This is a genomic window from Halomonas sp. SpR8 (assembly GCF_031010195.1).
In the GTDB taxonomy this organism is placed as follows: domain Bacteria; phylum Pseudomonadota; class Gammaproteobacteria; order Pseudomonadales; family Halomonadaceae; genus Vreelandella.
In genome coordinates this window covers 651,598-671,720 of sequence record NZ_JAUAMC010000001.1, presented here as the reverse complement: position 1 = coordinate 671,720, position 20,123 = coordinate 651,598, and the positions used below count along the sequence as shown (strand labels likewise).

20 protein-coding genes and 1 pseudogene are annotated in these 20,123 nt (G+C 53.2%); 5 read left to right on the top strand and 16 right to left on the bottom strand.

Annotated elements, in window-relative coordinates; genetic code table 11:
• Positions 1–362: 362 nt before the first annotated feature.
• Positions 363–911 carry an invasion associated locus B family protein gene (locus QT230_RS03045; RefSeq protein WP_308320006.1) on the top strand — a complete coding sequence of 183 codons (549 nt, stop codon included), beginning with the start codon at positions 363–365 and terminating at the stop codon, positions 909–911.
• Positions 912–1,180: 269 nt separating this feature from the next.
• Here QT230_RS03045 and QT230_RS03040 read toward each other — a convergent pair whose 3' ends face one another.
• The 6 genes from QT230_RS03040 to QT230_RS03015 form a co-directional block, all read right to left on the bottom strand.
• Positions 1,181–2,125 (bottom strand): FRG domain-containing protein, encoded by a 945-nt coding sequence (locus QT230_RS03040; protein ID WP_308320005.1) that lies wholly within the window; start codon positions 2,123–2,125, stop codon positions 1,181–1,183.
• 256 nt (positions 2,126–2,381) lie between these two features.
• Positions 2,382–3,401, bottom strand: coding sequence for a hypothetical protein (locus QT230_RS03035; protein ID WP_308320004.1), 1,020 nt, complete (start codon positions 3,399–3,401; stop codon positions 2,382–2,384).
• Positions 3,402–3,854: 453 nt separating this feature from the next.
• Positions 3,855–4,346, bottom strand: coding sequence for an arsinothricin resistance N-acetyltransferase ArsN1 family B (locus tag QT230_RS03030; protein WP_308320003.1), 492 nt, complete (start codon positions 4,344–4,346; stop codon positions 3,855–3,857).
• A 12-nt stretch (positions 4,347–4,358) separates the two neighbouring features.
• Complete coding sequence (locus QT230_RS03025) at positions 4,359–4,748, bottom strand: NUDIX hydrolase (RefSeq protein WP_308320002.1); 390 nt, start codon at positions 4,746–4,748, stop codon at positions 4,359–4,361.
• Between the two features lie 20 nt (positions 4,749–4,768).
• Positions 4,769–5,395: a LysE family translocator gene (locus tag QT230_RS03020; protein ID WP_308320001.1), complete on the bottom strand. Its 627-nt coding sequence runs from the start codon at positions 5,393–5,395 to the stop codon at positions 4,769–4,771.
• Between the two features lie 108 nt (positions 5,396–5,503).
• Complete coding sequence (locus QT230_RS03015) at positions 5,504–5,833, bottom strand: DUF2306 domain-containing protein (protein WP_308320000.1); 330 nt, start codon at positions 5,831–5,833, stop codon at positions 5,504–5,506.
• Positions 5,834–5,990: 157 nt separating this feature from the next.
• Here QT230_RS03015 and QT230_RS03010 point away from each other — a divergent pair, with 157 nt between their 5' ends.
• A complete protein-coding gene (locus QT230_RS03010) occupies positions 5,991–6,518 on the top strand; it encodes a PadR family transcriptional regulator (protein WP_308319999.1) in 528 nt (175 codons plus the stop codon).
• Positions 6,519–6,638: 120 nt separating this feature from the next.
• Here QT230_RS03010 and QT230_RS03005 read toward each other — a convergent pair.
• Together QT230_RS03005 and QT230_RS03000 are read right to left on the bottom strand one after the other, a co-directional pair.
• Positions 6,639–6,743: pseudogene (locus QT230_RS03005) on the bottom strand (group II intron maturase-specific domain-containing protein); the annotation flags it as partial.
• 118 nt (positions 6,744–6,861) lie between these two features.
• Complete coding sequence (locus tag QT230_RS03000; protein WP_308319998.1) at positions 6,862–7,656, bottom strand: 2OG-Fe dioxygenase family protein; 795 nt, start codon at positions 7,654–7,656, stop codon at positions 6,862–6,864.
• 264 nt (positions 7,657–7,920) lie between these two features.
• Here QT230_RS03000 and QT230_RS02995 point away from each other — a divergent pair, with 264 nt between their 5' ends.
• Positions 7,921–9,789 carry an EAL domain-containing protein gene (locus tag QT230_RS02995; protein ID WP_308319997.1) on the top strand — a complete coding sequence of 623 codons (1,869 nt, stop codon included), beginning with the start codon at positions 7,921–7,923 and terminating at the stop codon, positions 9,787–9,789.
• A 128-nt stretch (positions 9,790–9,917) separates the two neighbouring features.
• Here the strand turns inward: QT230_RS02995 and QT230_RS02990 are convergent, their stop codons facing one another.
• The 3 genes from QT230_RS02990 to QT230_RS02980 form a co-directional block, all read right to left on the bottom strand.
• Entirely contained in the window at positions 9,918–10,640 is a 723-nt protein-coding gene (locus QT230_RS02990; RefSeq protein WP_308319996.1) for a hypothetical protein, read from the bottom strand.
• A complete protein-coding gene (locus QT230_RS02985) occupies positions 10,640–11,752 on the bottom strand; it encodes an AAA family ATPase (protein WP_308319995.1) in 1,113 nt (370 codons plus the stop codon). The genes QT230_RS02990 and QT230_RS02985 overlap by 1 nt, the downstream gene beginning before the upstream one ends.
• A 312-nt stretch (positions 11,753–12,064) precedes the next feature.
• A complete protein-coding gene (locus tag QT230_RS02980; protein WP_308319994.1) occupies positions 12,065–13,366 on the bottom strand; it encodes an IS1380 family transposase in 1,302 nt (433 codons plus the stop codon).
• Positions 13,367–13,589: 223 nt separating this feature from the next.
• On the opposite strand from QT230_RS02980, the gene QT230_RS02975 reads away from it, so the two are divergent.
• Together QT230_RS02975 and QT230_RS02970 are read left to right on the top strand one after the other, a co-directional pair.
• On the top strand, positions 13,590–14,543 hold the full coding sequence (locus QT230_RS02975; RefSeq protein WP_308319993.1) for a 2-dehydropantoate 2-reductase: 954 nt from the start codon (positions 13,590–13,592) through the stop codon (positions 14,541–14,543).
• Positions 14,544–14,643: 100 nt separating this feature from the next.
• Positions 14,644–14,868 carry an amphi-Trp domain-containing protein gene (locus QT230_RS02970; protein ID WP_064233106.1) on the top strand — a complete coding sequence of 75 codons (225 nt, stop codon included), beginning with the start codon at positions 14,644–14,646 and terminating at the stop codon, positions 14,866–14,868.
• A gap of 53 nt (positions 14,869–14,921) precedes the next feature.
• Here the strand turns inward: QT230_RS02970 and QT230_RS02965 are convergent, their stop codons facing one another.
• The 5 genes from QT230_RS02965 to QT230_RS02945 all read right to left on the bottom strand — a co-directional run bounded on the left by QT230_RS02965 (position 14,922) and on the right by QT230_RS02945 (position 20,122).
• Positions 14,922–15,548, bottom strand: coding sequence for a glutathione S-transferase family protein (locus tag QT230_RS02965; protein ID WP_308319992.1), 627 nt, complete (start codon positions 15,546–15,548; stop codon positions 14,922–14,924).
• 114 nt (positions 15,549–15,662) lie between these two features.
• Positions 15,663–16,565 (bottom strand): 3-hydroxyisobutyrate dehydrogenase, encoded by a 903-nt coding sequence (gene mmsB, locus QT230_RS02960; protein ID WP_308319991.1) that lies wholly within the window; start codon positions 16,563–16,565, stop codon positions 15,663–15,665.
• A gap of 46 nt (positions 16,566–16,611) precedes the next feature.
• A complete protein-coding gene (locus QT230_RS02955; RefSeq protein ID WP_308319990.1) occupies positions 16,612–17,727 on the bottom strand; it encodes an enoyl-CoA hydratase/isomerase family protein in 1,116 nt (371 codons plus the stop codon).
• 17 nt (positions 17,728–17,744) lie between these two features.
• Positions 17,745–18,899 (bottom strand): acyl-CoA dehydrogenase family protein, encoded by a 1,155-nt coding sequence (locus tag QT230_RS02950; protein ID WP_308319989.1) that lies wholly within the window; start codon positions 18,897–18,899, stop codon positions 17,745–17,747.
• A gap of 230 nt (positions 18,900–19,129) precedes the next feature.
• Positions 19,130–20,122, bottom strand: a complete 993-nt coding sequence (locus tag QT230_RS02945) for a branched-chain amino acid ABC transporter permease (RefSeq protein ID WP_308319988.1) — start codon at positions 20,120–20,122, stop codon at positions 19,130–19,132.
• Position 20,123 lies beyond the last annotated feature (1 nt).

Here is a 20,123-nt window from a genome sequence, read left to right as displayed (position 1 = left end):
ATTCAGAAATATATTTTCACCTCCTCAAAATTATCATTAGGGAACGTTGAAAAATTTAATCAATAAAGATCAAGTTGCTCATGCAAAGGAAGGGGTCTTTAGCGGGGATATAAAGTATTAGCGCCACTAGCAATTAAGGCTTTAGGATTTAGCCGAAAAACCCTACATTGCTAATGACATCGATGCCGCAGCAAACAATGAGACAGCCCCATCGTGGCGGCGGTCAGTTATTGAGCGGTATCTTGAAGAAGGTAAACTGCCTAACCACGCTGTCGTCACCCATGGGGCTCGACCTCAAGCGAACAAGCAGGCATGGTGAGTATTATTAACCACCATCAGCGAACCAACAGGAGGGTACGCCAATGCCGCACTATCTCACTAAAAACCGACTTACTCAAAACCTATGCAGGATAGGGCTATTATCGATCTTGGCATTATCTCCCAACGCCTTCAGCCAACAACAACCGGGGACGGCTTCCGGTAATGATGTCTCCACCGAGTCGTTCCAGGACTGGGAGGTCCGTTGTCAGCGTAATGCCGAAAATCCGGCCCCTTGTGCGATGTCGCAATTGATCACTCAACCCGACAGCGACCAGCCCATGATGCGGGTAATTCTCGACTACCCGCCCCAAATCGATGACCCAGCGATGAGCTTCTTCGTGCCGCTAGGGGTAAGTCTGGCTCCGGGCTTGCAATTGAGAGTGGATAACAATGAGCCAATCCAGTTCCCCTATCAGGTCTGCCAGGAGCAAGGGTGTCGTGCTGACATCCCCATTGAGCCGTCGATGTTGCAGCAACTCCGCAGTGGCAATACGGCAACCCTCAGCATGATTGGTCCACGCGGTGACCGTATGGACCTAGATATTTCGCTGATCGGCTTTACCGACGCCAGTAACCGCATCGCTCCCTGAACTCAAGGGCCTTGTGCGACAAAGCCGGCCCATAAGGGCCGGCAAGTTTACTGGGATACGCGAAGCTGGAAAGCACCGTCAAATATAATGGGATAGAGGTAGACAATACTTTGGAAATGGCAGAGTAAACGGACGTTGGATGTGCCCAAATGACGGTCTAGGTGGGACTGTTATCGGCCAGGAGCTGCCTTTTAGTCGTCTCTGATATAACGCCTGGCTTTGCGTCGTACCGGAGCGTATGCTTAGGCATGTCCGACAACAGCCATTTGTTATGGCCTTGCTTTAAGATGTGAAACACCAAATGAGGAGAATCCAGTGTAGTCTGGATAAATCGTCGCATGGGTGTAGCCGAAAAGCTTTTCTAGCCGATGTCGAATCTCTTTTTTGGCGGAAGCTTTGATTCGGAATGTGTAGAGAGCTCCGGTGGTCACACCGCCATGCTTTGGGTCAAACTTGTGGGGCCGCAATGCAAGGCAACATGCGTTGTGAGCATCCTCAATATTCCAGAACCCATTTTGATCACCTTTTGGGAATTGAAACCTTTTTCCATCCGGTTTAATCGAGCCAGCAACTCCACCGAACAAGAACCCACCATTCTGAGCAGCGATTCGGCCATCTAAGTTAGGTGGCTTCCAGGCAAATACGTTTGTAGTCCAAAAATGTTTATCAATTTCAGGGGCATAGGACTTCCCCCACGGCCTCACCAGCGAGTCCTCCCATTGCCTCCATTCGGTGTTTTCGTTAATCAACCTGTCGGTAACATCGATGGCGAACAAACGAGCATCGGACTCCTCCATCACAGGCCGCCCGTTGTCCCACTTCTTTTCTATTGCAAACCACGCTCCTATCCATGCATTAAAGGTGATATCAACGAGTCTGGTAGGTGCGCCGTAGTGTTGCAGCATCGCAAGCTGGTTAAGAATCGATAGCCGACCAGACTGGTCGGACCAATGAAGCCCCCAGCGATGCAGGTTAACCAAAATTTTATCTTCTTCAGAAGCAAACTCCTTTTCCTTCAGCGTACCCCCTTTGGTGAGAGCCATTCTTCGATATAACGAACTATGAAGAGCCCAATCTGCGCAGACCAAGCCACGCCACGCAAATTGAATCCCTCTTTTCTGAGAACGCTCTGCTAGCTTGTTAATAACCTCAACCAGCTCATCAAACGTTGAGATTTCTTTCTCAAAGGGCTGCCAGAAATCTGCTATATCCATTTAATCTCCTACGCCATAGCATAGATTATCGTGCTGGCTGCATAACACTGCTGAACCAGCATGCCGCTTTCACCGGAAGAGCCGCCTTGCGTCGCTCTCAGCCATTAGGGACCTTTCAAGTCTTTATGGTGAACGACCGCTCTAGGCTGCAATCGCACCGACATTGCGCAAACGGAGCACAGCAACATCTCACCGAATTCACACTCTCTTCAGTCAGATGCCCAGTCCCCCTTCTATTTGAACAACTTGCGTTGCATCACCAGGGTACTGTCTCCGGCGTCAGCGGTATATCAAAGTAGAGGCCGCCGTCCTGGAGTGATGTGCACAGGATGCCACCTTCAGCGACCATGTCGTCCGCAATGTCTCCTATGACCTCAAAAACACCGTGGTCTCGCCATATGCCGTACTGGGCCGCTATTGTGTTGCAGGCTTCATCCAATCTGTGGAAATACGCTTCAAACCAATGGCCATCAAGTGCTGCGTCGAAGTTCGGCCTTTTGTATAACTCTAAGCCGTGTCCGGCTAGATTTCCGAGATAATAGGCAGCGTATTTCAGCAAGTTGCCGTAGGCTCGATAAGCTTCACAGTAAACCTTTTCCACGTCGCCGTGTAAGCGGTAAGCTTTAATTGATTCGTTGGCTTCCTGACGAGCTGTGCCCATGTGTTTGATCAGCGTTTCTTCATAGCCTTCTGTAGGATCTTCGCCGAAGCCAGCGCTAAGGCGCGTTGCTGCATACTCATCCCAGCACGCTAGGATCACATCGCTGCGGGCCCTGTCTCGTATGTCCATGAAGCATTTACGCAAAAGTACGCCTGGGATGGCAGCTTCAAACTTGCCGGTAATCTCGACGTGTGCACACTCGTGGGCCACGATGTGCAGCGCTGACTGGAAGTCAGGGTGGGTGTCATCCAGAAGTGGCCAAAGGTACTGGGCATTGACGACAATATGGCTTTTCAGCATCCCATCGCGAAGCACTGATGGCGTCATCGCGACGCCAACAACAGCCCCTTCCGACGGTGTGAGGGTGTGACTGCTCTCGTAGCCACGATCTAGCTCAGCCAGTGCTTGAGCGTAATCCTCGGCAACCGTCACGCCGTCCAGCTCGGATAGATTAAACACACGGCTGAACTGGCGAACTATCTGACCAATCTGGGTTGCGAGCATGCGCGCTTCGTCTTCGCTAGGAAAAGCTCCCCGGGCGGTAATGGCAAATTGTTCAGGCACCGTGGTCGAGGCCTGGTTAGTCTCTGTATTGTCAGTCGACTCTGCCACCATGATGATTTCTCGGCTCTCAGAAGTTTGGGTGTGGGACAGGCTTGAGTCCATGGCCAGTTATAGTTGGACCTGCATCGGGACGTCATTATTGGCAGACTGCTTGCTACCGATCAGCTTCGTGGTTCCCAAAAGAGACTACCATCGACAACTTGCTGCAAAACACTCATGAACCAATGACGCTCTAACGGCAGCAATAGGTCGAAAGCGGGCTTCTAGCGCTGTGCCTCATAGCCGCACTTGTTTCCACTTACCTACATTCAATAATAGTGCAATTAGCGAAATCAGCTTAGCTTTCAAGCTAGCAGAGAATGATTGCGATCGTTAGTAAAAATTAGTCGTCATAACACCGCTTACACCATTGCTTTCATTTTGCCTACAGGACCGAGCGCGAGAAGCGATTTCTTATCCGTAGATTGGGAACTGCCACCATGCCTAAAACGCGTTGAGTTTAGGTCAGATAGTCAAGTTTCGCTGCCAGTAGCCAACGTCGTGCCACTGATCGAACTTAAACCCCACCTTTTCAAAATGAGCCACTTTTTTCATGCCCATTTTTTCATGTAGCGCCACGCTGGCTGGGTTGGGAAGCGTGATACCGCCAATCACCGTATGAATTCCGCCCTCTTTGAGCTTGGAAAAGATAGTTTCATACAGCTTGGCGCCCAAGCCCCTGCCTTGCATCTGGTTGGAAAGGTAAACGCTGATTTCGACTGAAAACCGGTAGGCGCTTCTCTCTTTCCATTTTGTGGCGTAGGCATAACCCACCACAGCATCGTCTTCCACAGCCACCAGCCAGGGTAAGCCTGCCCCCTGAACATTTTTTATCCTGCGTTGGATGTCTGACTCCGACACTGGTGCTTCTTCGAATGAAATGGCGGTATTTTCAATGTAGTAATTATAAATATGCGCTATTGCGTCCGAATCGCTCTTAACGGCATCTCTGATCATGGTTAATTCCGTTTATATTGGCTTAAATTCTTCGAAAACGTTTTGAATAGAATTCGCATAGCCTATCGGCAAATTATCTGGCAAATCATTGATTGGAAACGTCGCAATCTTACGGTGCTCGTGACTCACTACCGGGTTAAATTGCCCAATCAAGCGACAGCTATAAGTAACGACAAACACATGTTTATCCGGCATCACCTCAAACAGGTAAGTATCGACAAGGTTGACTGCCTCAACATCGATACCAAGTTCCTCCTTAAACTCTCTAGCCAAGCAACCGTTAGAACTCTCGCCGATCTCAATACGCCCACCAGGCAGTTCCCACTCATTGCGATCATTGAGCGCCAACACCACGTCATCAGTCGGTAGTATCAGAACGCCTTTTATTGACACTGGAAACATAGCGTCCTCTCACGATCCGTTTACGCAGGCCGCTTAGCCAGCAGTGCCCAGACACCCGCCGAAGAAAGTAACGTTCCGCCAACGACGTTAAAGCGACGCTGGGCACGGCGCGAAGTAAGTATTTTGCGTACCGACGACGCGAATACGGCGTAAAGGGTGGCATTGAGCGTTGCCAACGCCACGAAGGTGGTCGCTAGAATCCACAGTTGCTGCCCTGCATCAGCATTCGGGTTAACGAATTGCGGTAAGAAGGCAACGAAGAAGATAATACCCTTCGGGTTAAGCGCAGTAACGAGATAGGTGTTGGTAAAGAGCTTCCAGCGCGAACCTGATACCGCTGGTGTGACTGGCTGCACAGACGATATACCGGCACGCAGCAGCTTTATGCCCATATAGAGCAGGTATAAACCACCGATCCATTTGATCACGGTGAACCAAAAGGCCGAGGTGGCTAACACCGCCCCTAGGCCAAGCAGTGAAAAGAGCAGCGCCGTTGAATCACCCAACGCCACCGCAGCGACAAGCGGAATATTAGCGCGCCTGCCTTGAGCGATTGAGTAGCTGACCACAGTCAAAATCGTTGGCCCAGGGATGGCGAGCAGAGCCACTGAGGCAAGAGCAAAGGCAAACCAGATTTCAATAGACACGGAAAGCTACCTCGCAGGTGGTTAATGCTAAGCTAGCATAAGCTCAACGAAGGTTGGAGTGCTCTGTGAGGCACTCAGTGGCTATATCTTTGCTGCAGGCTTTTAACATCACCATATACCTAGTTGAACGGCGAACCAACGCCCCGGCGCCAAGGTACCAATAAAGGCACCGACCAGTCCCAGGTAAGCGCCAATCATCCCACTGCGATGCTGCTCTACCCTACCCTTGAGAATCGCCGATACCGCAACAACGAGAGCCACTAGCACCCATAAAGACAGCAAGTGTATCGGCCCAAAGTGACCCAAAAGCGGCAGCACGCCGCCGCCAAACCAGAAGGAGCTCAAAGCCGAGAGTGCCATGGCTAGCACCCAAGTGCTGCCCAATATGCGATGGAACATAGTCCCCTTGTTCGAGAGCAGCAGGATGGCCCCAAGCACCAGGGCCAGAAGGGACGTAAAGATGCAGATTCAAAGCCATGGAAACCTCCGAGAGCCAAACCTACCGCTGGGCAAATGCAACTTGTTGCATAAGGCTAGCCCTAGCAATATTAATATGCAACTATGTGCATAATATTCTCGCAACACACGGTTCCTTATGTCTCTACGCGCCGTTTTATTGATCACCCTGCAGCGTGAGCCCGGCACCGGTTACGATATTCTGCAACGCTTCAAAGCGGGCCTTGCCCATGTATGGCAGGCCAGTCATCAGCAGCTCTACCGCGAACTTGACCGAATGCGCAGCGATGGCCTACTAACGTGCGAGACGCTGCCGCAAACCGAACGTCCTGACCGCAAGGTTTACCGGCTGACCGAAGCAGGCCTTCAGGCACTGGACACCTGGCTCGCCGAGCCCTTGGCCGCCAGCCCTGTGCGCCAGCCGCTATTTGCCAAATTTTTCGCCTGGGAACGCTGGCCCGAGCAGGCCCGCCGCGAAGAGCTCACTGCTTTTCGCGAGCAACTCAAGGAGCGCTTGACGACCTACGCCGCCATCGAGCGGGAGTGGTTTAGTGAACCACAGGCGCTGACGCCCGCCCAGCGCGCACCCTGGCACACGCTGCGGCTTGGTCAGCGACTTACAGAAACTTGGGTGGAGTGGGTTGAGGGAGTGATGGAGGAAGAATAGATAGGATGGCTTGGGGTTACATATGGACACTGGGGGCTGAGGATTGGCCGTTTTCGGCCAAGAGCGATCTTTTAGGCGACACTGATATAATGCGGAGTGCTGCGGTGGCCGGACCCATCCGTCCAGTGCTTCCAAGGGACGTTTCATATCTACGAGGCTGAAGTAGCTGGCCCAGCCACGCAGGGCCGGAACCAGTTCTTCTAGCACTCGTCGGGTGTTGCGCACTTCCCCTTGCCGGGCGTGCAGGGGACTTTCACCCCCAGCACCACCCTCGGGAACAACACCAACGCCCCCGGAGTTCCGGGGGCGTTGGTGTTGCTAGGTCATCAATTTACCGAGAGTGTCAGTAGCTCTCATTGAGGACCGCTTCCGGGAAGTGGCGACGCAACATCCGGTTCTGGAAGTCGTCCACGAAGCGGCTGTTGATAATGATGATGAACCGCTCGAAGGGTGCCTCGCTGTCGAGCTGTTCGATCCCGTCGACACTGTGGAATAGCCGGTCATCGCGCAGGTGAAGGATATCACCCGGATTCAGGGTGATATCGACCAGGGGTTGCGTGCCAGCCTTGTCTGCGTAGAGGTGGTTTTCGGCGCCCACCACGTTTTCCCGATTGATGACCAGAATGCTTAGGGCATTGCAACCATCGGCATGAATTCCCTGTCCCTGAAGGGGGTCGATGTTGCCTTCTCCGCGAACCCCGGTGATCTGCATCAGAATGGGTTCGTGCGCACCGATACTCCACAGTCTTGCCCAGGCGCGAACGAAGGCCTTCACATCGGGGCGCACCATGAATTCCCGAGTCAGCGGATCATAGTACCGCAGGCGATCCGCCATGCTTTCCGCGTCGTTGAAGGCCCCCCCCTGAGCCATGGGGCATTGGCCCATATCCTCTACATCGCCCTGATCATTCAGGGCGAGCCATGACATCCGCTTCCATCGCTGGTTCACATAGGGATCGCGCGGCAGGTCAGCGGTAAACCCCTGCCAGGCGGTCAGATCGATTCGCTCCCGAATATCGGTTTTCGCCCAATCCTGATGCCTCAGCGCCTCGGTCACTCCCGGATTCCAATAATCGGCGAGTGGATCGGCAGGCATGGAGGTGAGGTCGAAACCGTGCTTGAGATTATCGAGTTTCATGTTGGCATTCTCCTGTTAACTGGGCGGAATTGCCCGGTGTTGCCGGTGTAAGCATCGCGGTCAACAGGAGAAAAATGAAAAGATTTGTAATGATATGTCAAAGAAAAGTACGAAAAAAGAGTGTTTTTTTTGAAAACAGGATCAGGCTGTTGATGACGTCTATGTAGGTTATCTCCTACAAATAGGTGTAGGATAATCACAACAAAGTGCCTATTGTTGCCATTATGATGGCTCTTGACAGTGTTTTTTCTTTAAGTAGATCTTATGACTGCCAGCGATTCCCGACATCACAGTGATCCGGAACGCCTGAAGGAGAACCGCAGGGAGTTTTCCGGTGCGCTCGTGTTGAAGGTGTCAAAGACACCTTCAACTGATGGCATCGATTCGCATGATGCCGGCAGGGAAGAAGTCGAGTTAGTACGCCGCCAGTATCTGGAAAGTGAGCAGCGATTCCGCGCCCTGCTGGAGAGTCTGCCGAAGGTGGCGGTTCAGGGGTATGATCGCGATCGGCGAGTGATTTACTGGAATGAGGGTAGCACTCGTCTCTATGGCTATACCGCTGAGGAAGCCCAGGGTCAGTTACTGGAAGATCTGATCATTCCTGCCTTCATGCGTAACGAGGTGATCCAGGCGCATAATGCCTGGATCAAAGAAGGGGTCGCTATACCCGCCGATGAACTCGAGCTCAAGCACAAAACCGGTGAACTTATATCGGTCTTTTCGCAGCATCTGATGCTCAATGAGCATACCGACTCACCCTTGATGTTCTGCGTGGATGTCGATCTTTCCGACCAAAAGCGCGCCCACCGTGACCTGGAATTCGCCACCCGTTTCGACAGGCTCACCCATCTCCCTAACCGCCAGACCTTCGAGGTCGACCTGGACAGTCTGTTGGATTCCTGTCGACGCCAGGGCAATGGCCTGGCAACCATCTACCTGGACATCGATCAATTCGTCGAGATCAATGATGCCCTTGGCTACGATCAGGGCGATCGCCTGCTTATTGAGCTGACTCGGCGGCTGAGAGAGTGCCAGCGAGTCACTGACCTGATGTCCCGTGTCTCTAGCGATGAATTCGTGCTGGCCTTTCCCGGCGTTCACTTGGCCCCCGATGTCAGACGGGTCGTTCGTTATGTCCAGAATGTCTTTCGGGAACCTTTCGTCCTGGATGGTCGGGAGCGTCAGGTCACGGCTAGCCTGGGCGTGGCGCTCTTTCCCGAGAATGGTGAATCGTCACGCCAATTGATCCGTAATGCCGATGTTGCCAAGAATCGTGCCAAACTGGATGGTCGGGGTGCTGTACGTTTCTTCCAACAGAAGCTCCATGATGAGCTGGTTCGCCAGCACTATCTCTCGGCGCGACTCGAGGAAGCCCTGGATAACGGTGAATTCGCCCTCCATTACCAGCCCCAAGTCTCGGCGACCAGTGGGAGAATAGAGAATCTTGAGGCCTTGATACGCTGGGAGCCTGCCGAGGGCCCGCCGATCTCGCCTGCCGAGTTTATCCCGCTGGCCGAGCGTTCCGGTTTGATCCATCGTCTGGGCGACTGGGTCATCGAAGAGGCTTGCCGCCAGCAGGTGGAATGGCGTGCCAAGGGATTTCATGAGCACCGCATCGACATCAATGTCTCGGGTCGTCAACTGGTGCGTACCGATGCCCTCAAGAGCTTCGAGGACTCGCTGCAGCGTCACGGCTTAGGTCCGCGGGATATCGGCATCGAATTGACCGAGAATGTCCTAATCGAAGCCGACGAGACCGTCCTCGAGGACCTGCGGCGCCTCTATCATCGCGGTATTCGCATTGCTATCGATGACTTCGGGACCGGTTATTCTTCCCTGAGCTATCTCAAGCACTTTCCAGTCACCGCCCTGAAGATCGATCGCTCCTTCATCCACGACGCTGCCACACAGCCGAAGGATAGAGCCATCATGGAGGGTGCCATCTTCATCGGTCATCGGCTGGGATTGGAGGTGGTGGCCGAGGGCGTCGAGAACGCCGAACAGTTGTCATTGCTGCGCGAAATGCATTGCGACCTCATCCAGGGATTCTTCTTCTACCGTCCGATGCCTGCCAAGGAAATCGACCGCCTGCTGGGCGGTTTCATGCCTAGTCACGAAGGGCTGTCGCACTGAGCCTCGTCGTGATTTGACGTACAATGCTCGGGATTGACATGATCTGGAGACTTTGTGAACGACCCCGATGCTCATTGATCGTAGGGACTGACACTGTGGGCGGGGGAACTGGATAGCCGGCACCGTTTCTAAAGGTCGTAAACCTTCTGTCCAAAATAATCTGCCAAAAATATAGGAAAGGCACTCAATACCGCTACATGATCCTTTGGCAAGCAATTCGTTAGTTGAGCCTGAGCGATAGCCAACTGTTCTAGGATAGGTGTAGCGACATACTCGCCCCTGACTAAACTATTTGCTTTTTTCACATTAGCCGCGACCAGACCTTGCCAAAGTATTTTGTCGATCTTCCTTGCATCTTGATAAATATTGCTGCCACGTTTGGCGGACAAGGGTTTATAGTTTGTCCCGTTGCAATCAACTAAATTGGCGATACGGGTAAGGTACTCGGTATGGTCGTCTATGTCTCTCAAGGCTTCGACCATAGGGTAGCTGATAAACAGCTTACCTAGCTCGGTTTCATTGCTGAATAGCCCAAGCATGTTTAGCAGGTTTTGGTCGGAATAGTGATCATCATGAGGCTCCATATCAAAAAAAAGATAGATTTGACCAATTTGATCTCGTCTCAAATTGGCCATCTCTTCTTGATGTTTTTCGATTGGATTCATCTCCTTAATAAGCTCAAACGGGTCTAGATCTTCATCTTTTGAGAGCTCTTTATATAGCTCGTAAATATCATTCTGAAAGCTGACTAAAATATGGCTTTCTTCATCTTTGAAAAAGGCACATTTAAGACTTCGGAAGTATTGCTTCTCGCGCTTCGCCCCTTCAAATACAAACAGCGTACGTTCCATTAGCTGGACATGCCTTTATAGATCTTTTCTAAATTGTGTGCTTTACGAAGCTCTTTACCAGTTAAGGCGGTAATAGGTTTAATATCTTTATCCAACACAAAGTAGCAATCTGGCCTAAGCAGATCGTTGCTCATAACCCCTGTGTTGTGAGTGGTCATAATAGTTTGGCAATCGGTTGTGGTAATCTTTTCGACAATACTCGATGCTAGGGCGTGGTGGTAGAAGGCGTCAAACTCGTCGATATAGGCAAAGGTGATTTCACTGCTTTGAAAACGCAGCCACCAGAAATAGAAAATACCTAGCGATAGGGTGCCGGTAGAAGCGGCATTGCCAAACTCGAGTTTGGTTTCACCAAAGTCAAAATGGATGCCTTTCTCGCCAATGGTGGTGGTATCAACGATAAGTGAGCATTCAATGCCCGCGCTCTTCAAAAAATTTTCAAAGTCTTGCACGGAGCCCGAATCAATTATGCTTTGCGAAAGACGTTTGACGCCAATATTCTTCCCCACATACTCACCGATACGCGTAGAACTGAGAGAGCGAAAAAAGACCATGCCTTCAATGAAGTCGAGCAACTTTTCGAACTGTCTCTTAGTGGGCGTGTCATCTAACAACGCATTATTATGAACATATTTCAGCAGCGATATGTTGGAGTCACCCACATCAGACTTTAGCGATTCAGCCCCTTGTAACTTAATGATAGCTATAGTGGATTGCCGCCGGTCTATTTCGAGCACTTTTTTGTTATCAATGGTTAAGGTTTCATATACCAACTGCATAAGAGACTTTTTGCCGTAGCGGTAGACAATATCAGTCCCGTCAATACGAAATTCAAAAGCAAACTCAGCCAGCTCGCCCCCAGTGCCGCCATTCAGGTAGTTGTTGTCAAGAGTGTTGAGGTAGCTAGGGGAATCAACTAGGTGAAGCACCGGATCAACCATGGCGAGCCCAAGGTTGGATTTACCACCACCGTTGGGGCCATAGATCATGCAATGTTCCACGACCCCGTCGCGCACTGCATTATCGTTAAACTCGTACTGCTGGCTAGCCAGATCAAATGTCAGCCAATCGGCAAAGTTTCGGAAGTTTTTTACGGAAAATTTATGCAGCATGACGCCCTTCCCAGTTAATCATGGCACAAGCTTAGCAGGCTCTGGTCTTGCCGTACAAAAACTACGGCTTTTTGGGCGCTCGGAAAACCTGCAACCCTATCTACGCTCACTTCCACCCACTCCACACGCAAAACTTTCAAAATCACCTTAGCCCGGATTTCTCATAGCGCATCAGCCAGTACCGCACTCAGGCTGTAATACCGCTAAAAACCTATGGGCACGGCTTAAATGCCCTACTTTTTAACCATTTTCCGTCGTTCAGACACACTTCCCCCTTTCCCCCATTGCGTCGGGCCGGGGGCGCCCGAGTATTCAGTTCGGCACCAACCGTCTGACGAGATCGGATAGCGCCGTTTTATAGGGGTAGCTGTCACTCATCAGTACTCGGATTCGGCGCGTATTGCGGATGATAACTGCGCCCACTTTGATGAGTTTGAGCCTCAGGCTACTTGGGCTCATGCGTGCGAAGGGCGTGTGCTTCAGGTAAGTCCGTAACCGCTCGAACAGCGTATAGGCAAAGCCTGACAAGATCAGCCGCCATTGATTAGCCCACCAGTGCGTGCTGGAAGTGCGGTCAGCAAACAAGCTCAGTTGTTGATCCTTGATCCGGTTTTCCATGTCGCCCCGAGCACAGTATTGCTCGTAGTAAAGCTTGAAGCCGTCGTCGTAACGGGAGCTGATGATAAACCGGGGGTTGGAACCCAGTTCGCCTTCTTCTAGACGGGCCACCACCCAGCGAGGGTATTTCCAAGAGAGGGCTTGATACTGGAAGCGGAACGTCTCCGCCACTTTTCCTCCCACCTGCCACTGGGTCTTGCGTACCAGCATCATGGGGACGTCCACTTCCTTGAGCAGCCGACTGTTCTTGCCAATACCCACGATGTAGTCGACGTGATGCCGATCGCACCAGTTCAGCATTCGGGGACGACAAAAATGGCTATCACCGCGTAACACGATGCGGGTATCGGGCCAGTATTGACGGATAAACCGTACCAGTAAGGCAAGGATGGCCCAGCTATGGCGGCTGTCGCTGCGGTCACTGGTGCGCAGATAGCTCACCAGTAAGTGGCGCCCACAGAAGACATACAGCGGGAAGTAGCAATGGTGATCGTAATAGCGGTTAAAGAACTTGCCGGGTTGCTCGCCGTGCACGGGAATATCAGTGCCATCAAAGTCCAGCACGATCTCCTTTGGTGGTTCGTCATGCTGTTCAATGAAGTGATGCCAGAGTAACTCATGGGCCTTCACCATTGCTTGCCGATCGGCGTTCTGCTCTATCCGGGACAGCGTTGACTTGCCTGCCAGCACCTCCTTTTCATCCAGTGCTGTCTGAAGGGCCTGGTCATAGCGCAGGGCTTCATGGTCGTTGAAATCTTCGTAGCCAGCAGCGACACCGAACACCCGTTGGCGAACCAGGGTATCGAGCTTATGACGAACCTGTTCCGGTGACCGGGGATCATGAAGTACCGCAGCCAAGCGGCGCGTCAGGCGATGCTGTTTATCGACTTCACGAAGCAGGAGCAGCCCAGCGTCCGAGGTGATGTGGCCACCGGAGAAATCGGCTTCAATTTGACGGCGGGAGAGTGGCGAGAAGGTCAGTTTTTCAGGTACCATTTTGGAAGCGGCTGTTGGTGTTGGTTTTTGGTGTAAGGCCCTGAAACTTTAACACTTTCAGCCGCTTCCTTTTATGCCTCGTGAGAAATTCGGGTTAGCTTCAAAGCTACCAGATAATGATTGCTGCCGTCACTGGAAATTAACCTTTTATACCGCCTTCATTTCTGGGCGATGAACAAGGTAAGCTTGGCGGCTACGCCGCTGCTGAGCAACGATCTTGAAGATGACGACCCACTGGATACTCGGCCCTGGTGCCATTGGCCGTCTGCTGGCCCATTCGCTTTCACCGATCGCGGTCACAACGCTCATTGGTCGACGTGCGCTGCCTGAGCAGCAAGCACTTTCCACACCTGAAGGCGAACAAAAGGTACAGCCTCTCAGTATACTCACGGTTGCCCAACTCACCTCTGAAACGCATGAACCACCCGCATTTGTTCATATCACTACCAAAGCAATGGCGGCTGAGGCGGCGCTGGCTGGCATTACGGGCAGTATTTCCCCTTCTACCCCGCTGGTGCTTTGGCAGAATGGCTTTTTGGCTCAGCCGCGGATTACTCAGGCGTGGCCGGGGCCAGTGCTATGTGCAACAACAACGGAAGGCGCTTACTTAACCGGTGATGATGGCGTGGTGCACGCCGGGCGCGGGCATACCTTTGTTGGCGATTTGAATAATCGGCACAGCGCCCTGTCGGATGAACTTGCGCAAACGTTAACTCAGGCTGGGCTTGCCGCCACCAAGGTGGATGATATTCGCCAACGCCTATGGCAAAAACTGGCGGTGAACGCGGCGATTAACCCTCTAGTGGCGCTGAATGGCGTGCGTAATGGGAAGCTTCGCGCCGACCCTTATGCGCAGCGTGTGGAAGCTGTGGTAAAGGAAGTCGCGGCGGTTATGCAGGCAGAAGGTATTCAGTCGCCGAACGGTGAGCAAGATAACGGAATGATTGGTGAGCAAGCGTGGTTGGCGTTGGTGTGGCAGGTGGTGGAAAACACCGCAAACAACAAGGCCTCGATGCTGCAGGATGTGGAAGCAAAACGCCCCACCGAGCGCGGAGCGATTTTAGGGCCTTTGATTGAGAGCGCCCAGCGCCATGGGTTGGCGTGTGAGGTGTTGCGGGGGTTGGATGATGAGTTAGCAGAGATGGAAGCGAGTTATTTAGGCACTCTTCGCCATTGAGGAAAGGTTACCCGTTTTATGTGCGGATGACCTGCTAGACTTAATGCGAGCCTGATTCATCATAGGCGCCAGCGGTAATGACTTAACCCAGGAGAAGCAAATGGGATCCAAAGAAGAGAGAGACGTAGAGAAAGGTTATCCGAAGGCCGATTTCGTGGCCAAGCTAAGGCGACTGGCTGATGCCATTGAGAACGGGGAACGTTTCGATATTCAGATTGCAGGCGAGCGCATCTACGTCCCCGTTCGCGCCGAATTCACCATCGAACACGAACGCTCAGATGATGAAGAGGAAATTGAATTTCAGATCAAATGGAAAAATGAGTAGTGTCTGAATTGAATGCGTGCCACAAGCGCGTTTACCTCATTCAGATTCAAACATCAGGTAACCGGGATCACCACCACTTTTTGGTAGGCGGGGCGTTCAGCGATCTGTTGGTACCAGCGTCCCAGGTGGCTGCGCGGCTGCCAGGTTAAGCCGATATGCCATAAATTGTAGATAAACGGCGCCACGGCGATATCGCCCAGGCCAAATTGATTGCCTGAAAAATACGCTTGCTTAGCCAGCATGTTATCCAGCATCTCAAACAGCTCTTCGCACGCCTGCATGCCCGCTTCAATAGCGGCATGATCGCGCTTCTCGGGCGGAGTTCTGACATAGCCCATCAGGATCGTGCGGTGTCTGGGTGACAGTGTGCTATTCGACCAGTCCATCCACTTTTCTGCCTGCGCCCGTTCGGCAGGGGCATCAATCCATAGCTTGTTTTGGCCGTACTGCGCCGCCAGGTAGCGGATGATCGTATTGGATTCCCACAGCACGCTATCGGTGGTGTCGTCTTTGAGTAGCGGCACCAGGCCATTGGGGTTCATGGCCAGGTAATCCGGGGTGTTATTAACCCCGTGCTCAAGGCCCGCCTGGATCTGCTCAAAAGGCAGTTCCAGTTCTTCTAGCACCCACAGCACTTTTTTGACGTTGGTGGAGTTGTTGCGGCCCCAAAGCGTGATCATGGTAGTCCTTATATTTGCGCATAGAGAGGGAGGTTGAGTTTGCCTCGCACGGGCTTGAGTGGCAAGTTGAGGCGGCTTCGCCGCCCTTTCGCGATTCCCCTCACCATTTACTCCTCACGATTCACCCTCTTTATCCTGATAAAACTTCATCAGGCTTGAGAAGTCGAGCTTGCCGTTGCCCCGTGCTTTGTGAAAGGTAAAAAGCGAGCGGGCGGCGGAGCCCATGGGCACGGGTGAGGCGCTGAGCTGGCTGACATCCATCGCGAGTCCCAGATCCTTGATCATCAAGTCGACCTGGAAGCCGCCCTGATAGTTTTTCGACGCGGGCGCATTTTCCATCACGCCTGGGTAAGGGTTATAGCCATTCAGCGCCCAGTTGCCACCGGAGCTTTGCTTCATGATTTCTGACAGCACCGCAGGATCCAGGCCGTTTTTAACGCCCATATTGATCGCTTCACAGGTGCCTGCCATTAAGATCGATAGCAGCATGTTGTTGCACACTTTAGCCACCTGCCCCGCGCCATGGTCGCCGGCGTGGAAGATGTTTTTGCCCATGGCTTCCAACACTGGCTTGGCCTGTTCGAACTGGGCTTCTGAGCCGCCGACGATAAAGGTCAAGGTGCCCGCTTGGGCGCCGCCCACTCCACCGGAAACCGGCGCATCGACAAAGCCGATACCCAGCTTTTCGCCTTCGGCAGCCACGCTACGGGCAGTGTCGGCGTCGATGGTAGAGCAGTCGATCACCAGCGCACTCTGCTTGATAACTTTAAACAGCGGCGTATCACCCTCTGCATAGAGCCCGCGTACGTGCTTGCCAGCAGGCAGCATGGAGATGACATAATCCGCTTCGGTAGCGGCTTCCTGGGCTGACAAAGCCACTTCGCAGCCGTTGGATTTGGCGGTCGCCAGCGCGTCTTCTGAAAGATCGAAGGCGCGTACGTTGAAGCCTGCTTTTGCCAGGTTGGCCGCCATTGGGCCACCCATATTGCCTAAACCGATAAATGCGACAGTCGTCATTGGTGTTGTCCTTATTATGTCTTTAAAAATTATGTGGTTACAAACGTTATTTGAGATCTGCGAGCGGGTTGTTATCCCACGGTGAAGCTAGCAGCTCATCTATAAAGCGTTGCTCGACAGAGGCTACATCCGGGTAGGTCCACGCCGGTTGGCCATCTTTATCGACCAACAGCGCGCGCACGCCTTCAGGAAACTCGCGGTGGCGGCAGCACTGTACTGAAAGCGCCATCTCGGACTGGAACACTTCGGCCAGCGACATATGTTTGGCGCGTTTTAACTGCTCATCAATCAGCTTTACCGAGACCGGGCTGCCGTGGGTCAGCGTTTTTTGCGCTTTGTTAAACCATTTATTGTCACTTTTTACCGCCGCAATAGCGGCGACGATTTGTTCTACGCTGTCGTGATCCATCAACTCGCGAATCAGCGAGGAGTGCTGATAAACAGGGGCTTCTAATTCGGCGAAATCTGACTGCGACGTTTGCTCCAGCTCCCGCATAATGCGGTTAACGACTCCATTGGCGTCGGTATTCTCGCCTTTCCCCCAGTCTGCACTGGTTAATTGCTGCACCAAGACATCCCGGTGGTGGCTAGCGATGCAGCGATCGGCCAATCCCAGATGTACCGCATCCGAAGCATTGATCTGGCAGCCGGTCATGGCTAAAAAGCGCCCTGCACCGTTGGGCAGTCGGTTCAAAAACCAGCTGGCGCCAACATCCGGATAGAGGCCGATAGTGACTTCGGGCATCGCCAGGCGCGAGGTTTCGGTTACCACGCGATGGCTGCTGGCACTCAACAGCCCCATGCCGCCACCCATGACAATGCCATTGCCCCAGCAGATCACCGGCTTAGGGTAGGTATGCAGCAAAAAGTCGAGCCGATACTCGGTCTCGAAAAAGCGCTCGGGGAAGCTGGGGTCGCCCTCACCGGTGATTGTTTTATACAGGTTGACGACATCGCCGCCAGCACAAAAAGCTTTTTCACCAGCGCTATCCAGCAGTATCGCCACGACCCGCTCGTCGTCAGCCCACGCTTTTAAGCGCGGCAGCATGAGTTCAATCATTTCAAGCGTTAACGCATTCAGCGAGCGCTCGGCATTGAGTTTAATCTCGCCGATGACGTGGCCATCATCGGTGGGGTGTTCGGTAAATAGTACGCTGCTCATTGGCTCTCCTTATCCTCCTACAGCTCGGTGGCGCCGTCTGCCAGCACCCGGCGGGAGATAATCAGGCGCATAATTTCGTTGGTGCCTTCGAGAATGCGGTGTACCCGGGTATCGCGCACGTAGCGCTCCATGGAGTACTCCTTGATATAGCCATTGCCGCCGTAAAGCTGCAGCGCTTCATCGCACACTTTAAAACCTACATCGGTAGCAAAGCGCTTGGCCATGGCACAGTAGGTAGGGGCGTCGGCGTGCCCTGCATCCAGCTTGGTGGCGGCCATACGCACTAACTGGCGCGCGGCGACCAGCTCGGTGACCATATCGGCCAAGCGGAACTGCAACGCCTGAAACTCGGCCAAGTGCTTGCCGAACTGTTTGCGCTCCCGCATATATTCCCGCGCCTTGTTGATCGCCTGCTGGGCGGTGCCGATGGAGCAGGTGGCAATATTGATCCGGCCACCGTCGAGGCCCTTCATGGCGATCTTGAAACCGTCGCCTTCGTTGCCGAGCAGGTGATTGGCGGGCACCCGCACGTCTTCAAAGGTGATCATGCGCGTGGGCTGGCTGTTCCAGCCCATCTTCTCTTCTTTGCGCCCGTAGCTGATGCCGTCACTCTTGGCATCCACGGCAAACGCCGAGACGCCACTGGCGCCTTCGCCACCGGTGCGCGCCATGACCACTAGAAAGTCAGTGCTACCAGCGCCGGAAATAAACATCTTGCTGCCGGTCAGCAGGTAGTGATCACCATCACGCTTGGCGGTGGTTTTTAACGATGCCGCGTCAGAGCCTGAATTGGGCTCGGTTAAACAATAAGAGCCCAGCAGCTCGCCCGTGGCCAGCCTTGCGCCCCACTGCTCTACGGCTTCCGGTGTGCCAAAGTCCGCCAGCATCCAGGTGACCATATTGTGGATGGTCAGATACGCAGTGGTGGACGTGCAGCCCATGGAGAGCTGCTCGAAAATGATGCTGGCATCCAGGCGCGAAAGCCCTAACCCACCCACGCTTTCTGGGGCATACAGGGAGCAAAAGCCCAGCTCGCCTGCTTTGCGAATCACATCAACGGGAAAGAACGCGGTTTGATCCCACTCGGCGGCGTGGGGCTCCAGCTCGTTTTGGGCGAACGCCCTTGCCATATCGGCAAACGCAACCTGGTCTTCATTAAGCTCAAAATTCATGGCGTATCTCCGCTAGTGCGCCTACACACTGGCTGTTGTCGTTGTAATTGACGTTTACGTTAACTTATCCATTTACTCGGCCACAAGCAACATGCCAGCGCTTGCGACCTTAGGTGTAGGCGCTAGGTGTAGGCGCTCAACTGCTAGATAGAAAAAAGGGCGCCAAACGGCGCCCAGCGTTAAGAATCAAACAGTACGGGACAGAGAAAGTGCTATTTTAAAAAAAGCGCTTACTTAAAGTTTTTGCGATACATCTTGTCCAGTTCACCGATGATGCCGCTACGGAAACTGAGCACACAGACCACAAAGATAATCCCCAGAATCACGCTCACCCAGTTACCCAGCGGCGACTGCGCCAGGATATGCTGCAGGCTGACCACGATTCCCGCGCCCATCAAAGGCCCAAGCAAGGTGCCCACACCGCCCAACAGGGTCATCAGAATCACCTCACCGGACATATGCCAGTGCGCATCGGTCAGTGAAGCCAGCTGGAAAACCACGGTTTTCGTCGAGCCTGCCAAGCCCGCCAAACCGGCGGAGATGACAAACGCAACGAGCTTATAGGCGTCGGTGTTGTAGCCCAGCGATACCGCGCGCGGTTCGTTTTCGCGAATCGCCTTGAGCACCTGCCCAAACGGCGAGTGCACCGTGCGCTGAATCAGCGCGAAGCCGAAGATAAATATCGCGAAGACAAAGTAGTACATCGCCAGATTGCTGCTCAGGCTGATTACCCCAAACAGCTCACCACGGGGCACGCCATGCAAGCCATCCTCGCCGCCGGTAAAGGGCGCCTGGATGTAAACAAAGAACATCAACTGCGCCAGCGCCAGCGTTACCATGGCGAAATAGATGCCCTGGCGGCGTATGGAGAGCACGCCAAACACTACGCCAAGCAGCGTGGCTAACAGGGTGCCAGCGATAATACCCAGCTCTGGCGTTAACCCTGGATAGCTAGACAACAGATAGCCGGTTACATAACCGCCGGACGCCAGGAACGCCGCATGGCCAAAAGAGAGCAGCCCCGCGTAGCCAAGCAGCAGATTGAAGGCGCAGGCGAACAGTGCAAAACAGAGCACTTTCATCAGGAAGACGGGATAGGCCAAAAACGGCGCGACCAAGCCCACCACAATCAACGCCAGATAGAACATATTACGGCGAAATTTAGCCCGCTTTTGACGTTCAAGTACCGCGGATGGCGCCGCCATTGGTTGAGATTCTGCCATG